17 protein-coding genes, 1 pseudogene and 1 riboswitch are annotated in these 20,157 nt (G+C 49.6%); of the genes and pseudogenes, 2 read left to right on the top strand and 16 right to left on the bottom strand.

Annotated features, from left to right (window positions below):
• Positions 1–72 precede the first annotated feature (72 nt).
• The 7 genes from QMK20_RS05800 to QMK20_RS05770 form a co-directional block, all read right to left on the bottom strand.
• Positions 73–1,341, bottom strand: coding sequence for a hypothetical protein (locus QMK20_RS05800; protein ID WP_283654973.1), 1,269 nt, complete (start codon positions 1,339–1,341; stop codon positions 73–75).
• Positions 1,328–2,671, bottom strand: a complete 1,344-nt coding sequence (locus QMK20_RS05795) for a flippase (RefSeq protein ID WP_283654972.1) — start codon at positions 2,669–2,671, stop codon at positions 1,328–1,330. The genes QMK20_RS05800 and QMK20_RS05795 overlap by 14 nt, the downstream gene beginning before the upstream one ends.
• A gap of 123 nt (positions 2,672–2,794) precedes the next feature.
• Entirely contained in the window at positions 2,795–3,784 is a 990-nt protein-coding gene (gene gmd, locus QMK20_RS05790; RefSeq protein ID WP_283654971.1) for a GDP-mannose 4,6-dehydratase, read from the bottom strand.
• A 20-nt stretch (positions 3,785–3,804) separates the two neighbouring features.
• Positions 3,805–4,743 carry a GDP-L-fucose synthase gene (fcl, locus tag QMK20_RS05785; protein WP_283654970.1) on the bottom strand — a complete coding sequence of 313 codons (939 nt, stop codon included), beginning with the start codon at positions 4,741–4,743 and terminating at the stop codon, positions 3,805–3,807.
• A 31-nt stretch (positions 4,744–4,774) separates the two neighbouring features.
• The gene (locus QMK20_RS05780) at positions 4,775–5,473 is read right to left on the bottom strand and encodes a sugar transferase (protein ID WP_283654969.1); all 699 of its coding nucleotides are present in this window, start codon (positions 5,471–5,473) and stop codon (positions 4,775–4,777) included.
• Between the two features lie 86 nt (positions 5,474–5,559).
• A complete protein-coding gene (locus QMK20_RS05775) occupies positions 5,560–6,246 on the bottom strand; it encodes a CpsD/CapB family tyrosine-protein kinase (protein ID WP_283654968.1) in 687 nt (228 codons plus the stop codon).
• A complete protein-coding gene (locus QMK20_RS05770; RefSeq protein ID WP_283654967.1) occupies positions 6,227–6,976 on the bottom strand; it encodes a YveK family protein in 750 nt (249 codons plus the stop codon). Before QMK20_RS05770 ends, QMK20_RS05775 begins: the two co-directional genes overlap by 20 nt.
• 309 nt (positions 6,977–7,285) lie before the next feature.
• Between QMK20_RS05770 and QMK20_RS05765 the strand changes: the two genes are divergently transcribed.
• Positions 7,286–7,654, top strand: a complete 369-nt coding sequence (locus QMK20_RS05765) for a helix-turn-helix domain-containing protein (RefSeq protein ID WP_044645213.1) — start codon at positions 7,286–7,288, stop codon at positions 7,652–7,654.
• Positions 7,655–7,708: 54 nt separating this feature from the next.
• Here QMK20_RS05765 and QMK20_RS05760 read toward each other — a convergent pair whose 3' ends face one another.
• The 4 genes and pseudogenes from QMK20_RS05760 to QMK20_RS05745 all read right to left on the bottom strand — a co-directional run bounded on the left by QMK20_RS05760 (position 7,709) and on the right by QMK20_RS05745 (position 13,770).
• Entirely contained in the window at positions 7,709–7,891 is a 183-nt protein-coding gene (locus QMK20_RS05760) for a hypothetical protein (protein WP_283654966.1), read from the bottom strand.
• 310 nt (positions 7,892–8,201) lie between these two features.
• A pseudogene (locus QMK20_RS05755) lies at positions 8,202–10,491 on the bottom strand (hypothetical protein).
• Between the two features lie 49 nt (positions 10,492–10,540).
• Entirely contained in the window at positions 10,541–12,166 is a 1,626-nt protein-coding gene (locus QMK20_RS05750) for a glycosyl hydrolase (protein WP_349361924.1), read from the bottom strand.
• A riboswitch (cyclic di-GMP riboswitch) is annotated at positions 12,147–12,227 on the bottom strand. Its footprint overlaps the gene before it by 20 nt.
• A gap of 166 nt (positions 12,228–12,393) precedes the next feature.
• The gene (locus QMK20_RS05745) at positions 12,394–13,770 is read right to left on the bottom strand and encodes a sugar phosphate nucleotidyltransferase (RefSeq protein WP_283654964.1); all 1,377 of its coding nucleotides are present in this window, start codon (positions 13,768–13,770) and stop codon (positions 12,394–12,396) included.
• 173 nt (positions 13,771–13,943) lie between these two features.
• Between QMK20_RS05745 and QMK20_RS05740 the strand changes: the two genes are divergently transcribed.
• A complete protein-coding gene (locus QMK20_RS05740) occupies positions 13,944–14,165 on the top strand; it encodes a hypothetical protein (protein WP_283654963.1) in 222 nt (73 codons plus the stop codon).
• Between the two features lie 352 nt (positions 14,166–14,517).
• Here QMK20_RS05740 and QMK20_RS05735 read toward each other — a convergent pair whose 3' ends face one another.
• The 5 genes from QMK20_RS05735 to QMK20_RS05715 are packed head-to-tail and all read right to left on the bottom strand — an operon-like array spanning position 14,518 to position 20,136.
• A complete protein-coding gene (locus QMK20_RS05735) occupies positions 14,518–15,846 on the bottom strand; it encodes a UDP-glucose dehydrogenase family protein (RefSeq protein WP_283654962.1) in 1,329 nt (442 codons plus the stop codon).
• A gap of 5 nt (positions 15,847–15,851) precedes the next feature.
• A complete protein-coding gene (locus QMK20_RS05730; RefSeq protein WP_044645218.1) occupies positions 15,852–16,952 on the bottom strand; it encodes a glycosyltransferase in 1,101 nt (366 codons plus the stop codon).
• Positions 16,953–16,980: 28 nt separating this feature from the next.
• Positions 16,981–18,129 carry a glycosyltransferase family 4 protein gene (locus QMK20_RS05725; protein ID WP_044645219.1) on the bottom strand — a complete coding sequence of 383 codons (1,149 nt, stop codon included), beginning with the start codon at positions 18,127–18,129 and terminating at the stop codon, positions 16,981–16,983.
• Entirely contained in the window at positions 18,123–19,310 is a 1,188-nt protein-coding gene (locus QMK20_RS05720) for a glycosyltransferase family 4 protein (RefSeq protein ID WP_283654961.1), read from the bottom strand. The genes QMK20_RS05725 and QMK20_RS05720 overlap by 7 nt, the downstream gene beginning before the upstream one ends.
• Positions 19,297–20,136 carry a glycosyltransferase family 2 protein gene (locus QMK20_RS05715; RefSeq protein ID WP_283654960.1) on the bottom strand — a complete coding sequence of 280 codons (840 nt, stop codon included), beginning with the start codon at positions 20,134–20,136 and terminating at the stop codon, positions 19,297–19,299. Before QMK20_RS05715 ends, QMK20_RS05720 begins: the two co-directional genes overlap by 14 nt.
• Between the last annotated feature and the right edge of the window lie 21 nt (positions 20,137–20,157).

Genomic DNA, 20,157 nt, shown 5'->3' with positions numbered 1-20,157 from the left:
TTTGACGTGGGATTCCGCCCCCTATAGGGGCTTATTCAATCAGGGAATCCCGCGTCAACAGCGATCGGAAGATCAAATCCTGCTCGAAGCGGCCTCCCCCCTCCAAACCGAACTTTCCCCCTGCCCCTGCCTTTCCTCCATCATCTGCATATTAAAATGGTCCGCTCCTTTAAGCTGGGCAGCCGCCATATCTGACACCAATGTCACGCTCGACTCCATCGGGACAAAGCGGTATTTGTAGGCCGTAAGCCGATGGTCCGTTTCGTGAAATAAAATATCCTGCGCGTAGTTGCCCCAACGATCCTTGGGCATCAAGTCAATCGTCATACCGGCATGTGCGGAGGGCAGCAGCATATTGGAGCCGTGAATGCCGATCACCAATCGGCTGGCTGCGTACACCTCGCATACCCTTAGCTCGCTTTCCCGGTCGAAGCGTGCGACACGTTCGTCCGTAATCCATGCCGGGAAGCTCCCGGTGCGACCCAATCCGGCGACTGTAAAACGATAATCCGGAAAGGATTCCCGCAGCCTGCGGAACAACTGGATAATTTTACTGCGCTGATGATAAATCAGCGGTTTGAGCCAACGCTTGAGCTGCGGAAATTTCTGCACCGCCCGTGCGATATGATGGCTGCCGCTCCACAAGCGGTCTTCCCTCCATACGAAGGTAATGCGCGGCTCCGACTCGCGCCCCTCCTCATAACGGGGGATGCCCGTAAACTGCTCTATATCGAACTGACTAGGGTGTGAATACGCCGGACTGACATAGACCTCATCAAAGCGTACCAGTTCCTCTATCATCCGATGATGCAGCACCGGATAAAAGTTGCGGGCCTTGCTGAATGGCACATCTACTGTCCAGATTTCAGCCACACATGCGGGAACCATCCACTCCAGCGATTTTTGCACAATAACGACGATACCCAGCTCCGGCGATTGTTCGTATTCCCGCTGCACATTCAGCAGCTTGAGCAAAGCGTGACCATACAAATAATCAATCGTATTGACGATGATGATTCGCTTAAAGGGTTTCATTTTATGCACAGTCATGCCAACCGCCAAATCATAGGAAGGACTGAGCAACGCTTGCCGCAAGGGCTCTCCGAGCCATTTTCTCGATTTCGCATCTCCGGTTAGTGTATAGTTAGGCATTTCTACCCGATAGGGTGAATACGTCGCATGCCCGACCCGCATATCCTCGATATATTCACGTCCACAGCCCTCACACCAAGTGCTGACACATACATGAATTCCCTGCCACAGCACCTCTCCGCCCCGTACCTTACCTCCACAATGCGGACATTGTCCCTCATGCTGAACAAACGGTTTAATGGGTATCATGATTGTTCTCTCCAACTTTCGGTACTGTAATATGAACACGCCAGAAGGTCAGGATCGACTTCATCATCCAGCCCAAATTGGCTTTTACTTCTTTAAATAGCAAATCTAATAGAAATACAGATATCGTAAAAGACAAGATGGTCGCCACCAACGAACCTCGAACACCAAGTAACGGGATAAGCGCATAATTTAAAGCCACATTCGTCACCGCACCCACGATCGAGGTCAGCAGCGTATATTTGAACAAATTTTCATTCGTGATAAACAAGCTTTTGGCAACACTGAAATTGGTGAAAAACAAACGAATCGCAAACAGCGACAGCAACGAGCCTGCCTCGGTAAATTCCTGCCCATACAGCACGACCACCACCCATTGGGACAGAAAAAATAATGGTATTGAGGTCACAAGAAAGCAGATAAACATCAGCCGATACACGTTGGACAACGTCTGTCTGTATTCGTCGCTCCCTTTCATCTTGGAACGGGTCACCACCGGGGCATATGCTGTGGTAAGAACGACCGGAATGAAGCCCAGCACTTCAATAAGACGGAGCGCAACAGAATATTGCCCCACCGCCGCATCCCCCAGCATCTCGCCGATAATGACCTGATCGATCCGTGCCTGTACATATACAGCGGAGGATGACAAAATAAGCGGCCAACTGTGATTCATGATTCGTCGTGCTGTGGTTAGGCTGAACGTCCACTTGTGCATACGCCGTTCTTCCTTACGGAAGAAATACAGCAGAATCAGACTTCCCAGCAGAAACTCGCCATGAGCGCACAGCGCCACCACCCATATGGGGACACCGGACAGCAATAAAATGATTTTAACGGTGGAGCTGAGGACAAAGGCTGTGTTCTTGGCAATGACGGTGTATTTGGACAACATTTGCGCCCGGAACCAGTAGTCGATGATATCAAACAACTGAAACACCGAGGCTGTTGCCAGGATCAGATTGATCAACCGTACGGAACTATCCTCCGGTCTGAGCAGCGAAATGAAGGAGCATGACAAGACAATGGCTACCAAAGTACCCGCCAGCTTCAGCAGAATCGCCGTACCCAATAACTCCTGCTCATCCTTGGGGTCCTTGACGAGATCGCGCACCAATATAGAATCAAAGCCAAGAGTCGTGAAAATCAGAAACATCCCGAAAAAAGATTCCGCATAATTCCACTTCCCCAGCTCCTCCGGTCCGAGCACTCTCGCCATGATAATGCTGACCGCCAGCCCAAACACCATGCGGATCATCTTGTCACCGAACAGCCAAGACGTATTCGCCAGCAGACTTCTGCGCGATTTGGCGCGATTTTTGACTAATGTCATAAGCTCTACTCCATCTTGGAAAATGACCTTTCGCACGGCTCCATAGCATGCTGTTCTGCCGATGCGACTACAATAATGTACAGCGAAGAGACCTCCCGGCCAGGCGGGCGGTCCCTCCATGTCTTACACGACGACGGAAGCTTCGACCGCAGCCTGCCTTTTTACCCGCTCCAAGTCTGTATCCACCATCATATGAATGAGCTGTTCGAAGTCTACTTCCACTCGCCAGCCCAGCTTTTCCTTTGCTTTGGCGCAATCGCCGAGCAGTAGATCTACCTCTGCCGGACGGACGAACTGAGGATCAATGACGACATAATCCTCATAGTTCAGACCTGCATGGGAAAAGGCAATTTGCAGCAGTTCGCGGACGGAATGCATTTCTCCCGTTGAAATGACGTAATCATCCGGTTGATCCTGCTGGAGCATCATCCACATTGCCTTAACGTAATCCCCCGCAAAACCCCAGTCCCGCAGCGAATCCAGATTCCCCATGCGCAGCTCCTGCTGCAAACCCAGCTTGATACGGGCTACAGCGTCCGTCACTTTGCGTGTTACAAACTCCAGCCCACGGCGGGGCGATTCATGATTGAACAAAATGCCTGAGCATGCAAACATATCAAAGCTTTCGCGGTAGTTCACCGTGATCCAATGACCGTACACTTTGGCGACACCGTAAGGGCTGCGCGGGTAAAATGGGGTCGTTTCTGTCTGCGGCGTCTCCAACACCTTGCCGAACATCTCACTGCTCGACGCCTGATAAAAGCGCGTGTCCGGCTTGGCAATCCGTACCGCCTCCAGCATATTGGTGACGGATAGCGCTGTAATCTGCCCGGTAGCCAAGGGCTGCGGCCATGAGGCCGCGACGAAGGATTGGGCAGCCAGGTTATAGACCTCATCCGGGTCAGACTGACGCACGGCTTCGATGAGCGAAGCCAGATCGGTCATATCGCCGGAAAGCCAATGAATGTCATTCTGGATATGTGCCACATTTTCAAAGTTCGGCGTACTGGTGCGTCTGCGTACCCCGTACACCTCATAATCTTTGGACAGCAGCAACTCGGCCAGATAAGATCCGTCCTGTCCGGTAATCCCTGTGATCAGCGCTTTTTTCATTCCTATTCCTCCACCGTTTTTTATTGTTCAACCAGATCCAGACCTTGAAATGCCTGATACACAGACCTTAATCCCTCTTCCAGTGAAATACGCGCCGACCAGCCCAGCCCGGAAATTCGGGACACATCCACCAGCTTGCGCGGTGTGCCATCGGGAGCGGACGTGTTAAAGGTAATTTCCCCCTCATAACCGACGACTTCCTTCACCCGTTCAGCCAGCTCCCGGATGGAAATATCCTCCCCAACGCCGATGTTCACAATCTCATTTCCCTCATAGCTATTCATCAGGAACAGACAGGCTTCCGCCAAATCATCCGAATGAAGAAATTCACGGCGTGGTGTGCCGGAGCCCCATACTTCGACTGTCGGGGACTGATTCAGCTTGGCTTCGTGAAACTTGCGGATGAGCGCAGGCAGCACATGAGAGGTCTGGAGATCAAAATTGTCGCCTGGACCGTACAAATTCGTAGGCATCACCGAAATAAAACGGGTTCCATATTGACGGTTGTAGGACTGGCACATTTTAATCCCGGCGATTTTAGCGATAGCATAGGCTTCATTCGTAGGCTCCAGCTCACCTGTGAGCAGATATTCCTCCCGCAACGGCTGCGGGGCAAATTTGGGATAAATACAGGTCGACCCAAGAAATAGCAGCTTGCTTATATTCGTCCGGTATGCCGCGTCTATCACATTCGTCTGGATGAGCAGATTGTCACGGATAAAATCGGCCGGGTAATCGTTGTTCGCCAGAATCCCACCAACCTTGGCTGCTGCCAAAAACACATAGTCCACCGACTCAGTTTCGAAAAAGCGGTCTACAGCCTCCTTGTTGCGCAGATCCAGCTCGCTGCTTGTGCGAGTGATCAGGTTACGGTAGCCTGCTTTGCTCAATGCCCGAACAATGGCGGAACCCACCAGTCCGTTGTGCCCTGCTACATATATGTTGGAATGAAGATCCATGCTTTCCCCTACCCTTCCTGTTGGAGTGAATTTAATATGCATCGTTGGAGCCCAATAGCACCCGGAACGTTTTCAGCATGATGATAATATCCGTGCGTAAACTGCGTCTGGATATGTATTCCAGATCCAGCTCTACCATCTGGTTAAAGCTCAGATGATTACGACCGCTGACCTGCCATAGGCCGGTACAGCCTGGCGTAACCGTCAGACGCAGCTTATCCCTTACCGTATAATCATCGACTTCTCTGGGCAGCGGGGGTCTGGGCCCTACCAGACTCATCTGCCCACGTAGTACATTCAGCAGTTGCGGCAGCTCATCAATGCTCGTTCTGCGGAGGAAGCGCCCAATACGGGTGATGCGTGGATCATCCCGCATTTTGAACATTGCACCTTCGATTTCATTTTCCAGCAGCAGCGTGGACAATCTGTCCTCGGCATCGGACACCATGGAACGAAATTTGATCATGCGAAACGGCCGCTCATTTTTACCAATACGAACTTGATAAAATAACGCGCTTCCTCTCGGGTCCTCCAGCTTAATCAGCAAAATCACGAGCAGAAATACCGGGCACAGCACGATTAATCCAATGAACGACAGCATGATGTCCATACTTCGCTTCACGAACGGATATACGCTCAATCCTTGCCGACGTTCAAGCCCATGAGCGGCCGAATACACTTCCACTGATGTACTCAAAGCTTCGGCCTCGTTCGAGTGGGAAGAAGACACTGCTCATCACCTCAGTTTCCGATTGATAAGTATTATTTATTCATTGTTAAAAGAATTTTATTAACTCTCATTTCCCTCCTTTCTGTTCATGTCAGGTTGCGTTCCTCCATGCCGCGCTCCGCACGAGTATCCGACCGTTTCACGTTGTTGAGCACCACGCCCAAAATACGTGCCTTTACTCTTTCCAAATTGGCTTTCGCTTTCTTGACGAGATCCTTTTTGACCTTCCCTGCCTGCACCACCAAAATTACTCCGTCACACATGGCGCTTATAATGAGGCCATCTGGAAAGGACAACAATGGCGGCGTATCCATTAAAATCACATCATAATGCTCCTTCAGCTCAGACATTAGAGCGTTCATTCTGCGGGAACTGAGCATTTCGGACGGATTCGGCGGAGTCGGTCCGGCTGTAATGGTATACAGATGATCGATCCCTGTTTCCTGAACCACTTCCTGCCATGGCTGCTGGTTGGCAAGGACACGCGTCAGACCGGTATGGTTACGCAAGCCGAACATGTGGTGCAAGGAAGAGCGGCGCAAATCCATGTCCATGACCAGCACCTTTTTCCCCTCTTGCGCATACGTTACAGCCAAATTGCTAATCGTGACCGTCCTGCCTTCACCCGCCTGAGCTGATGCGACCATCATAACCTCAATCGGCTCATCTACAGAAGAAAACTGGATGTTCGTGCGAAGCATACGGTACTCCTCCGAAACAGGAGATTGGGCATGCAGGGATGTGACGAGCTGGTTATTGATTAATCGCGGCATATTGTCCTTCACCTACCTGTTTGGGAGTTGTAGCTGAACCGTCGGAGCGTTTGTCTTCTTTTTTCATTTTCGTAATCAGGGACAGGGTAGGCAGGCCGAGTTCTTTTTCAACATCCTCTTCATTTTTAAAGGTATCGTCCAGCACTTCCAGCAAAAACGCCAAGCCTATACCCAGCAACAAGGAGGCGGAAAAAGCAATAAGCATCTGTATAGCGGGATTACTGTTCACAGGAACAGCCGGTTCAGTCAGACTGGCTTCGCTTAGAATCGTGACGTTGTCCATTTTCATGATAGAGGGAATTTGTCGTTTGAATACTTTGGCTACCGCATTTACGGTTTTGACAGCCTTCGTATACGATAAATCACGGATTGTTAAATCCATGACCTGTGAATCACCTGCGGTATTTACTCTTAGTTTTTGCGTCAGAGCTGACGGAGTGACCTTGAGATCGGGGAAGCTGGCGACCACCTGGTCCATAATTGCCGAGGACATCATAATTTGCTTATAGGAGTTCGTTAAGGCTATATTCGTTTGAACGACACTGTAATCGACGACACCCGCACGATCCGGCCTTGGCGTCTGGTTGATAATAAGCTTCGCTGTCGCTTCATAAATCTGAGGGGTAAAATATACATTTTTCACACCCACCACAGCACATACCAACAATACGATACCGCTAATCAACCATATTCTTTTTTGGATCATACGAATGTACTCTTTCAGCTGCACAAGACCAGTCCTCTCTGATTGACTTGTTTTCGATGCAATGACGCTTGTACTGATCCTCTGCATAGCATGACCATATAATCTATAGTAAAATGTTGTATAATAGCGCATAGAGGGTCTAGCCAGCGAATAAGCACAAGTGCTAAACCATCGGTGGCCTCCCAGGGTATATGAACGATAACATATGGTTAAAACTATAAAATATAGATACGTTATGTATCTTACATAACTAATTTATGATACAAAACGTATCTTGTCAAGCGTAAACTTGCTTTTTTTCTTTCTCAACCTTGCATTCAGGAGGAATATCAGATGAATTATGGCACCCGCATCGCTGAATTACGGGAATATAAGGGATTAAAACAAGAGGAACTAGCACAATCCCTCGGAATTACGCGGGCGGCTCTTTCTCACTATGAAAAAAACCGGCGCAAGCCAGATTTTGAGATACTGACCAAGCTTGCAGACATTTTCGGGGTATCCATTGATTACTTGGTAGGACGCACTAGCCATCCGGCAGCAATTTTGGATTCAGCTGTGAGGGAATTTGTGGACCAGTTGGAGCTGTCCGATGAAGATATCCTGCAACGTTTTAATTTGACCATTGATGGACGAACTTTGTCTGAGGAAGAAGCCAAGCGTTTTATCGCGTTTGTCCGCATGGAACGAATGATGGAATAAAGAAGGGTGGGAGCCGGTTCACTCCTATTTTAAGCAGTACCGGCAACCGGTATTTTACAAGCTCTTATCCTTTCGGTCCTTGGTTCCGTCAGCTTCGCTCTGTAGACAATGCGGCATTGTGATGCCGCATTGAAGCAAAATATCCCGGATGTCCAAGTGGACGACAGGTTTGTCTGCTTTCCGTTCGTTGTTTCGTAGAAGAGGGTTGTCCATTCCTGATTCAGTCTCCTTGTTCATTCGGCACTTACCTCACTTTATCATTCTTGGTCACTGGAAAGAGAATCCCCACAAACCATGTATGTATAGTTATGAGCAAAACTATTATATATGAATACATACCTGTAATGTTGTCGTCTTATGGCGAGAAAATTAAAGGATTTTCGGATTTTCTTCTGAAATATACGCAATGAACTTCCAAATCAGAACCATTTACAGATAAAAAAGAACCTGTCAGGTCCTACTTTCTCCTGATAGGTTCTTTGGCATTCTATTTTCGGTTGCATGTAAGGTATTCTTCGACGCTGGTCCTACTCTGTATCTGTCCTGATTAAGCGACCTCGGCCGCCGGGGACACTTGGGTGCCCCCAGTCGCTCGGACTTTGTAAGCGTAGTGACTTCCGGCTTTCACCGTGTGGTCCGTATACGCGCTTCCCACTACTTCCGATGCAATCACCTGATACGCCCCGTTTGTCCCGTCCGCACGCAGTACATCATAGGCGGATACGCCTTCTGCCTGAAGCCAATTGATCTTTACCGCGCCTTCCTGAACAGAGGCGGCCTTCACCTCTGTAGGAGCCGAAGCTGCGGTCTGATCTGTACTTTTCAGTTCCAGAATGTATTGCACCGACTCTCCGGGACCCAGCTTTTCTTCAAAATCAAGGGCAGGCGAAGCCTTGAGTCCGGATATGGAACGCTGTGCCTGGCTGTACGTAGAGCCAGCTCCGAAGCGTTCACCCGTGTACAAACCGGCTTTCGGCATCGTCACCCGTACACGGATCGTCTGTGCTGTGGATTCAAAATTCACCAGGTTCACTAGCAATTTGTCCGAGGTGGCCCCACTGCCAGCCAGCGGTTTAAGCTTAGACGTATCCACTGTACGGACATAGACCATCTTATCCTTCGTTTCCTCCGGATTCAGGACCGTATAAGTCAATGGTTTCCCGTGTGTGGCATAAGCCAGACTCAAGCGTCTCATGATGTTTACACGGCTGTCCTGCCCTTGTCCGAACGGATAAATTTCCGTATTCGCCGGATTGTGATTTTGCAGGTCAAAGCCGGTTTTAAACAGCGTGTAGTCCTTATAAAAAGCAGCATGCTGGATAAACATATTGGCAAAACCGATCTGCGAACGCATAATCCGGTCGAATGCTGCTGCTTGTGGCTGACTGGCCCCGTAATCAGGGTTGTCCCGATGCGTATCGTTCGTACCAAACTCCGTATTCAGCATCTTCTTCTCCAGCCCATTGCTTGAACCGCCGAAGGTTTTCAGATTTTGAACGAAGCTGCCCCCGCCCTCTTCATTATACGATTCGCCGTAGGCGTGCCCGTTAGTCAGGTCGGTGACATCCTCCAGCTGTTTACGTTGTGCCGGGTCCCGCTCCCATCCATCCGGATCGCCGCATTTCAGCGTACCTCCGGTTTGGTTTTTACAAGCCTTGGTCGAATACGTCGGCCAGTAGGCCCAGCCCGGCGCTACCGTTTTGAGATGTGGCGCCAATTGCTTACCTTCCGTATTCAGCCACTTGGGCCACGGCCAGATTGACCGCTTTCGAGCGGTTAAACAATCCCGGTTCATTATCCACTTCATAATATTGCAGGTATGAACCATATTTTTTTACATAATCGCGCAATTTCTGCTTGGCCGTCTCCGGCAGGGAGCCGTCTTTTTGCAGCTTGATATCGCCCGTATATAAATACAAAGCCGACGATTGCATATTATACTGCTTCAACGTTTGGTAGTACTCTTCCACGTCTGTGCATGCCTTGTTCACATTACTAGCGCATGTGACTCTCATGACATTGCCGCTATATGCAATTCCCAGCCATTTGAGAACGTATGGTAAATGTTTTACTGCACCCTGATCATAATAAAATTCTTTATTGTTCACATTCGTTCCGGTCAGTATATATTTACCGTGTATCGGCTCAGTCGCAGGTGAAGCTAACGTCTCCAAGCTCAAGTCATCCCAAGTCCACCACACATTTTTATCTTCAGCAGAGGAGCAGTATAGGCAGCGCGCTGTCTTTAGCTTGAGTACGTTAACACCGCTTTGCAATTGCTCTTTGGGGATATACAGCTCGTAGTTGTTTTTGAAATTATATGCACTGCCTGTGCCGGAAACCCCGGCAATCTGAATGATACCGGACAGCTGATGATTTGAAAATACAGCCATTTGGGGAACGGCTTTGCCCGCATCCAAAATCCGTACACGGAATATCATCCCGTTGGGAGGAACCTGATCCAGCTTGTACTGGAGTGATAGTTCAGGATTCATGGACGCATTTAAACCGGGAGGAATATCTCCACTGCTGAGCAATACCGGAGCCGTTGTACTCTCTGCTATGGACATCGCTGACGATGCTCCTTTAGCAGACGACTCGGTGGAGGCCGCCGAAATATTGACATTGTCCTTACCGACCATACCTTTAAATTCTGCTGAAGAGTCATCCCGCTGACCGAGTTTCCATACCGGACTGGCCGCCGCTACTTTAATCGTCTGAAGTTCTTCACTCTTGGGAGGCGTATGAATAAACCAGGCGATCATCGCTATAGCTGCGACCCCCAGCAGCCCGGCCAATAATACTATATACCTTTGGGTCAACCATTTTTTCATCATTGTGCTCCACCCTCTCTCCTCAAAATTTTTGGCGGGGAAAGAGTATATATCAAGGAAGAAACAAAGCGTTGCCGGGAATTACCGCTTTCGCTTCATGCTGACTTTCCCACATCAGACGTGCCATTGCGTCGCCTTTTTCATCATAATATTCAACTTTCAAATCTGCCATTTTGCCTGCTTGCAAGGTAATGCTGTCCTTGCGTTCTGTCCAGCTTTGTTTGAACCAGCTATCAATAACCAGCTTGCCGTCTACCCATACACGAATGCCATCATCGGATATCGTGGTAAGCGTATAGGTCTCACTATATTGCGGCTTGATTTTGCCCGTCCAGCGGACCGAGAACTGATCAGCCTTCACCTCGGGATCAGGCGAGGCCGCACGCCAGTTATAATCCAGCTTACTGTCTGTACGAACCAAAACAGCGGTGCCGTCCAGATCCATGCTGTTAAAATATTCACCCCGCAGCCCGTTCACGTAGACCATATCCGGAACGGAAGGCGGGGCTGGTTTACTTACCACTGGCGGAGCCGGAGTTGGATCGTTTGGCCCCGTGTCCGGTACGGTCGGTAGCTCCGTCTCAGGTTCTTTCATCGCAGCTAACCCTTTTTTCACATCATCCCGCGTCAAGCTTGTCGAATCATTCATATAATCCTGAATCTGATCCGTCGTGTTATTTTCGGTCAGCATCTTGCCCCAGGTCATGGAATACACCCATTTTGGCTGAGCCTGCATCACCTCGGGACTGGGCACCTCACCGTGTTCCCCAATGGCAATCGGCTTATTCCGTGCCAGTCCGAGCAGTCCTTCGTAATGGCTTTGCTTAAAATCATGGTTGTAAATGTCTACAGCCAAAATATCCACTTTGTCATCCCCCGGATATTTCGGGGTATATGGAACAGTGTACGAATTAGGCGCGTTCGGACTCCATACCCACAGCAGATTGTTTAGTTGATGCGTGTTTACAAAACGGTCATACATGATATTCCAGAGCTGATTGAAATTGTTTTTGTTTCCCCACCAGAACCAGTCGCCGTTCATTTCGTGGTAAGGTCTCCATAATACTGGAACGCCTGCATCACGAAGCTGCTTTAACGATACAGCGACCTTATCCAGATCGGCAATGAGAAGATTATACTGCGTAGTACCCGGCGTCACGTATTTATTGAACTCCGCCTGGCTTACTTTCGCCTGCACATTGGCCCAAGTCAGTGGTTTACCCGGCAGCGGTTCATGATAAGTCATCGTAACCATTCCGCCAGCTCTACTCCAACGTATGGCGCTATCGATGACATTTTTACGTTGTGCTGCCTCCGTAGCGGCGGACTGGCCGGAGATGGCTCCCATCTCGTAGCCATGTACACCAGCATACGCCTTACTGATTTTCTGGACCTTGTTGCTTAATTCATCCGGACTTTCCAAATAATCATGTTGACCTGTGACCATCTTTTTTCCCGAGATGCTGATCAAATAGTTGTATAGTTCACGGGCCTCAGCAGAAGCGTCCGAATTAACAGGCTGTAATGTGGCAGCATTCGCCACGGACAGAGATTCACCAAAACCGGCGGGCAACAAGGAAAAAAGCATAACAACGGGGAGTACACTGCGTATCAATCGATACACAGGGGTAAAATAGGGGCTCACTCTCGCTCTTCCTTTCGGTAGCCAGGCTGCCATCCTCACGGAAGGCCCTTTAGCTTTGCGTACCTGCCTTTCAACAGGGCTGCGTTTATCGTGGAAGGAGTTTGGATTCCTTCTTACCCTAAGTATCGACTTTTTTTTACCAAAATTTAATAGGTCATGTTCATGAATTTACAGATTTTCGCGTATTTTCGACAGTTCGGGCTAAAAAACTTCATAAATGAGTCCTTTTTTATCTTCCAGGATGGTTGCAAGATGCTCATTTATGAAATAAACTGGTGACGGGAAATTTCATCCCAGTCCATGCAAAAACGGACAATATCCTCTTCGATCAACTCAGAACCTGTCTGTACCTCGATCAATTCCACATCGGTCACGGCTAAAATGCTATGCTTCGTCCCTTCTGGAATGCGAACCACATCACCAGCCTTCACCTTATGCAGCTTTTCATTCAAAATAATTTCCGCTTCACCGCTAATAATGGTCCAAATTTCACTCCGTTTGAAATGAAGTTGGTAGCTGATATTTTTGCCTTGCAGCACACGGATTCGCTTGGTCAATACCTCGTTGCCCTCGTCATACTTCACATAATCCACTACCCGATAATGACCCCAACGGCGCTCTTCGTACATTGGACGCTGATTATGAGCCTTGAGCACTTCCTTGATGCGCGGACTTTCCGCCTTATTGGTCACAAGGATGCCATCCGGGCTGGCAGCTACGATCAGATCATTCGTTCCGATGATCGCCACGGGGATATCCAGTTCGTTGATAAGGCTCGTATTGACGCAATCCTCCGTTACTACGCCTCTGCCCACTTGCTGATGGGACATTTCTTCCGTTAAGGTGTTCCAGGTACCTAAATCCTTCCAGAATCCATCATATGGAAGAACAACGATATCCTTCTCCTTCTCGACTACCTCATAGTCAAAGCTGATTTTTTCCAGAGAAGAATATTGCTTTTGCATTTCTTCATAGTTCAACGGCAATCCTTTGGATGCCAAGATATCGAGCAAGTAACCCAATTTGAATGCAAAAACCCCGCAGTTCCATAGAGCATTGCGTTCCATCAGACGCTCCGCCTGCTCCCGGTCGGGTTTCTCTTGAAAATGGCTCACTTTGCGGTAGCCTGTGCTACCTTGTGTGGCATCATTTTTAGGTATAATGTAACCATATTTCTCAGAAGGATAGGAAGGGACAACCCCGATTAACGCAAGCTTGCCTTCACTCTCCTGAAGAGTATGTTCCAACTGGGCAACTGTAGCAAAGAAAGCATCCTCTACATAGGGATCTACCGGCAATATAGCAACGATTTCATCGGGCGAAACACCCACGATGGAATATAGATAAGTGGCTGTTAACGCAATCGCGGGAAAAGTATCTCTTCGTTCCGGCTCAACAATGATGCGCGTATCCTGCCCAACCTGACTCTGAATCATTTCAACCTGCGCTCTCCCTGTTGCAATAAACGAGGATTCGGACAAGCCGTTATCCCCCAGTTGTCTCCACACCCGCTGCACCATAGATTCCGAATTACCCTCCGGACTCTCCAGCACCTTCAAAAATTGTTTGGAACGGGAATCGTTGGACAAAGGCCATAATCTCTTACCGGAACCACCAGACAAAAGTACGAGCTTCATAACTCTCCACTTCCTCTCTAATTTGGGTAGGTGATCGGATGGGCAAGGTCGAGTAGCCCGCTACGGGATGGATTTGATCTTACGATCGCTGTTGCCGTGGGATTCTTTGGATTGTGTAAGACATTTAGATGTAAGAATCCCACTAAGCTAATGCTTCCGATGCGAGCTTTCCTTTGGAAAGCTTTCAGGCGAACGCTCCGCTTCTCCAGCTTCAAATCCATCCCTGCGCTACTCAAATATGCATCATGCCAATCATACCGTTTATTGCAAAAAGCACGACCGGACGATTCATGTCCGGTCAGCCTGTAAAGACGCTCGCGCGCTTGCCTGCCGTGCTTGCAGGCTTCAAGTATCAGTCGGCCCTGCCACGCCCTTGCTCGGAAGGAGCAGCATAGCGCAATCGCATGGCAGCCTTGCTCCGAAGGAGCGGTGCGGCGCAGCCGCATGGCGCCTTAATCCGAAGGAGCGGTACCACCCGCGCCGCTCCTTCGGATACGCCCTTCCTACCTCCCCCCATAAGGTGGAGGTTAAAAATTGTGACTCCACGGCGGAAAGCAGCGAAGCGGGCAGAATTGTTCTGAAGAAGCGGCAGCGTTTGCCTTTATCCCCGGATTTTAACCTTTGAATGTTTTACACAATCAAGAAAATCCGGGGGTAACAGCAATCGGAAGAACAATCTGCACGCGTAGCGTCTCCAAAACCACCACAGTCACTTTTTAATGTTTCACTTTTAAATCCGTCACTTTTTTAAGCTTCCACCTTATCCCGATTCCACCCACTCATCCGCGGACGACCCACGGAATAGTATTCCAGCCCCGAGCCTTGAATCTGCTCCTCCGTAAATACGTTACGACCGTCAATCAGGACTGGCTTGTGCAGAATGGAAGACAATTGTAAGAGATTGACGTTTTTGAACTCTTCCCAATCGGTCAGCAGGCAGACCGCGTCGCTTCCCTCGGCAGCTTGCTGCGGGGAGGAGCACCATACAATATTCGGATGATCCACGCGCTCCTTGAATTTTTCCATTGCAATCGGATCATACAGCTTCACAATAGCACCTGCCTGAACCAGCGTTTCAACGATTTCCAGTGCCGGAGCCTCGCGGATATCGTCTGTATTCGGCTTGAAGGCCAAGCCCCAAATGCCAATCGGCACGCCGTGCAGCTGACCCAGCGATTCACGCAGCTTGGATACGATCATGAAACGCTGGTCAGTGTTAACCTCGACCACCGATTTTAACAGCTTAAATTCATAATCCACATTACCCGCAATTTGGATGAGCGCATTCGTGTCTTTCGGGAAGCAAGAACCACCGTACCCGATCCCAGCTTGCAGGAAAGAGGACCCGATTCGTTTGTCCATCCCCATACCGTCAGCCACACAGGTAACATCCGCGCCTACCTTTTCGCAAATATTGGCGATTTCGTTGATAAACGAGATTTTGGTCGCCAGAAATGCGTTGGACGCGTATTTGATCATCTCTGCACTGCGGATATCCGTTACATAAATTTTATCCGTGAACACCTGATGCAGCGAAACCATCGTTTCACGCAGCCCCGTGTTGTCCAAACCGATAATGATGCGATCTGGATGGAGTGTATCATTGATAGCAGAGCCTTCTCTCAGAAATTCCGGAGCGGATACAATATCGAAGGACAAACTCGTATGACGGGCCAGCACGTCCTTGATCTTTTCGTTCGTTCCGACAGGCACCGTGCTCTTGGTCATTATAATTTTATACCCGTTCATGGCCTTCCCGACATCAGCAGCAGCCTGCTCAATGTAGGACAGATTAGCTTCACCGTTAGCCAGAGACGGCGTACCTACCGCCAAAATAACGATATCCGAGCGGCGAACCGCGTCGGCCAAATCCGAAGTAAACTCCAAACGACCCGCTTCCAGATTTAACGCGATCAATTCCTCAATGCCAGGTTCATAAATAGGAGATTCCGCCCGGTTCAGCATATCGATTTTGTGCTGCTCCAGATCGACACAAATCACCTCATTACCTTTATGTGCAAAACACACGCCCGAGACGAGTCCAACGTATCCAGTACCGATTACAGCCAGCTTCATTCCGTTCATCCTCCTTTTAGAAAGTTCACATAGGCTTGCTCTACATACTTTTTGAAATGATCCTTGAACGTATCTTCATCAAATTTGCGTGCATGGCTAATGATACCGTCCACATCCCATGCATGCTGCTCGACCTTGGCGACCGCCTCCAGCACATCCTCTACCTGATGTCTGCGGAAAAATACACCATTCACATTAGGGACAATGGTATCCAACGCTCCCCCGCCCTGATAAGCGATAACAGGCCGTCCGGCTGCATTCGCCTCCAGAGGCGTGATACCGAAGTCCTCTTCCCCCGGAAAAACGAGCGCACGGCATTCTGCCATCAGCTTGTTGACCTCTTCGTCTTCAAGTCTGCCAAGAAACTCAATGTTCGGGGAGGCCATGCCTTCCAGTCTTTTGCGATCCGGTCCTTCACCGACAATGCGCAACTTGAGACCATTGCGCTTGAATGCCTCAATCGCCAGGTCAACGCGCTTGTAGGACACTAACCGGGATACGATCAGGTAATAGTCACCGATGCTTGTAGCACGTTGGAAACGGGATGTATTAACAGGAGGGAAAATGACATCCGACTCCCGTTGGTAATAGTGCAGGATTCTCCGTTTGACGACCGAAGAGTTGGCGACAAATTGGTTTACGTTGCGAGAAGTTTTGGCATCCCATGTTTTCAACCGATTCATGTAAAGCTTTAGCATGCTTTTGAGCAGGTTGGATTTGGACTGCCGGGCCATATATGTATCGTAATCCCAGGCAAACCGCATCGGTGTGTGACAGTAACAAATGTGAAACGTATGTTTAGGTACCTGGATGCTTTTCATAAATGCGCTGCTGGAGCTTAACACAATGTCGAAATCCCTAAAATCAAAATCACGGATAGCGATGGGGTACAGCGGCAGCACTCCTTTGAAATTGGCCTTCACTCCCGGGATGTTCTGTAGCCAGGTGGCTCTAATATCTGCATCCTTCAAGTTGTTCGACAGGCGGTCGTCGCTGAACACCGTTGTGAAGATTGGAGCCTCCGGATACATATCGTGGAATACCTCTACCACCCTTTCCGCTCCGCCCATTTGGATTAAGTAATCGTGTGCTATCGCTATTTTCATCTGAATCATCCTTTAACGCGAATGTCGGTCAGACTCCTGCCAACAAACCCTTATAGTAATGAACTATATCCTTAACCGTGTTCTCGATAACAAAATGCTTCTTGACCCGTTCCATCCCTTTATCGCCCATTTGCTGACGTTCCTGTGGATGCTCCAGCATCCAGCGGATGGCTTCTTCCAGCTTGGCCGGATCACCCGGTTCAATAAGTAGCCCGGTTTCGTTCGGTACGACGGTTTCCCTGGGTCCACCCTCATTCGAAGCAATCACCGGCAGCCCTGCGGCCATGCCTTCAATAATGACCTGCCCGAACGGCTCCGGTGTGATGGAGGTGTGAATCAGCAGATCACAACGCTGCATCAAGCCCTGAATGTCATCGACGTGTCCAAGTAAATTAACGTTGTCTAATCCGTATTCGCGCATCGTGGATTCCAGACGGCGTTTGTATTCCTCTTCGCCGAAGAGCGCATCTCCAGCCAGCCAAAATTTCACACGCTTATCCGGTAAAAAAGAGCGCGCCGCTTCCAGTAAAATGTGCTGTCCCTTCCACTCTGCCAGTCTACCGACCAACACGACGTTAAACGAGTCATCGTCACGTGAATTTGCAGTCGCATCACGGGCTGTAATCGCTTTGGCAAATGCCGAGTAGACGACGAGCGTCTTTTTGTCCGGGGGCAGCTCCAGCGCACTCAGCGTGGACTTGGAATTGGCAATGACGCCGTTGGGCAAAAAGCGGGACATCAGCCGTATGCCTTTGGCCACAATCGGCTTCAGGTACGGCGGACCGATATGGTCACGGATATGCCAGATCAACGGCACCTTCGCTGACTTCGCGGCTACTGCGCCGTAGAACGCTGACTTGAGCGAGTTCGTGTGAACACACACGACCTTTTCCTCGCGCAGCAAAGGCGCAAGCTTTTTCCCATAAGCCAACAGTCGGTAGGCTGCCGCAGGCGCACCCAGATTGACGGCATTCCGCCCCCGATTGCGAATGGAATCATCCAGTGGAACGATACGTACATCAATGTTGCGCTGCCGAAGACGATCGGCCAAATCGCCTTCCTCCGCCAAAATCACGAGCGGGTCGATATGTTCCCCGATGTTCGTCAGTATGTTATACAACGCAACTTCGCCACCGCTCCATCTTGCCGTGTGGTCGATATAAGCTATTCTCAGCATTTTGCAGCCGCCTTTCTGTCAAGGACCTGCCGGAACACATCTTCAACCTGCTCCGCCACATGTCCCCACGTATATTTGCTCAGGACATGGTCCCTGCATTCCCGTGCGTTGGGAAGGGCTTCGCGGTTATCCAGCACACGCAGCAGTCCTTCCGCAATGGCTTCGCTGTCCGTTCCCCGGAACAACAGCTCCGGACGGAATCCACTTAAAATTTCCCTGTTGCCGCCTACAGGAGTCGCCATCACTGGCAACCCCGAGGCCATCGCCTCCACCGTAATCAGGCCGAAGCCCTCCAGTGCCTGTGTCGGCACAACGAACATATTCGATGCCTGATGATACAGGGGGAGTTCCTCATCCGATACATATCCAAGCAATCTCACATGATTATGAAGATTGTATTCTGCCACCTTGGAAGCCAGTTCCTCCATCAGAGGTCCCTTCCCCCCAATCAGCAGCAGATGATCAGGATGACGCTCGGTTACCCGCCGCCATGCTTCCAGCAGCTGTAGCAGTCCCATTCGGTTAACAAGACGACGGACGGTCAGCACAATCGTCGCATTCTGTGGCAAATTCAGCCGTTCCCGCACCATCCCCCGATCCTCTGCCGGATGGAACCTCTCTACATTCGCCGCACCGGGAATGATATGGATTTTGCTGAGTGGAACCTTATAATGCTCATGCAGAATATCCCGAAAGGTTTCGCTCAGCACTACAAATTTGTCCGCCAGACCATAAGCCTTCATTTCAATGGATTTGGCCAACGTTGTTTTCAGCAGATGCTTGAGGCCTTGCCCTTCAATCTTCATTTCCTCCGTCCATGGGCCGTGGAAGGTGGTGACTACCGGAATTCCCCGTTTTTTCGCCTCCAGCGCCGGGCCGACACCATAGGGGGCAAAATGGGAGTAGAGCACATCTATCGGCTGCTTGTCGAACAGCGTTGCTGCATATTTTTGCATCAGCTCTCGACGCTTCCAGATGGATTGCTGCTTGCTGCCAATTGAATGAATTCGGATATTTTCAGGTACTTGCGGCTTCTCATCGCTACAGATTAAAGCATCCAGCGTATTTTGCTCCGCCAGTTGCTCACAGATGGATTTGAAGTACGTGTTTAATCCGCCGGGCTGCAGGGACGGCCAGCTAAGCCCTGTTGCTGCAATGCGAAATCCGTTATTGTACGACATAGCTGGTTTCTCCTTTCTGCTCGGTCTGTCCGTCTTCCACAATCTCTATTTTTTTTCGCCGCTTCGTCAGCTCATAATGCTTGAAGCAGACCAGAAACTCGTACATTACCCAAAAGACCGCTACTGCAAAACCTGCCAATCCCTTGCGGTATAAGCCTTGGACAAAATACTTCTGCACAAAGCGGGCCGGAGGTCGCAACAACAGCCTGGAAATCCGAAAGGATCTGCCTTTGTTAAAGGCCGTCTCAGCTTCGAGGTCCGTATACTTGTTAAAACGGGTCATATGATCACTGATACTGCGGAAGCCGTAGTGCCATAACACACCCTCCAGTTTAATGATCTGGGAAGAGGCTACATCCGGCATTTCATGAACAAGACTATTCGTAATGCCGTAAATACGCCGATTGTACAGACGAACCAAATGCTCGCCTTTGTTCATCCATTTGCCCAGAAAATCACCAATTCGAAACACAGAATATGCTTTGGCCGGATCATGGAGTGTTTCCTTGACCTTCAACAAATCTCCAAGAAGCTCCGCATCTACAACCTCGTCCGTATCAATCAGGAAAATCCAATCAAATTCGGCTTTTTCAACACCAAACATGCGCTGCTTCGCATAACCGGGCCATGGGTTGGAAAACACCCGACAGCCCAATGATTCAGCTACCTGAATCGTATTGTCCTTGCTCCCTCCGTCAATGACGACGATATCGTCCGCAAAGGGCTTGCAGGATTTAATGGCGGCTGTGATTCGAGTGCCATCATCCTGAGCGATAATAACTACGGATATCCGGTTGTCCGCGGGAACGCTAGACATGTGGTTCATTAGGGGGTGCCTCCTTCTTTA

The organism is Paenibacillus sp. RC334 (genome assembly GCF_030034735.1).
In the GTDB taxonomy this organism is placed as follows: Bacteria; Bacillota; Bacilli; order Paenibacillales; family Paenibacillaceae; genus Paenibacillus; species Paenibacillus terrae_A.
The sequence above is the reverse complement of the archived record's forward strand: the minus strand, read 5'-3'. Positions and strand labels throughout refer to the sequence as shown.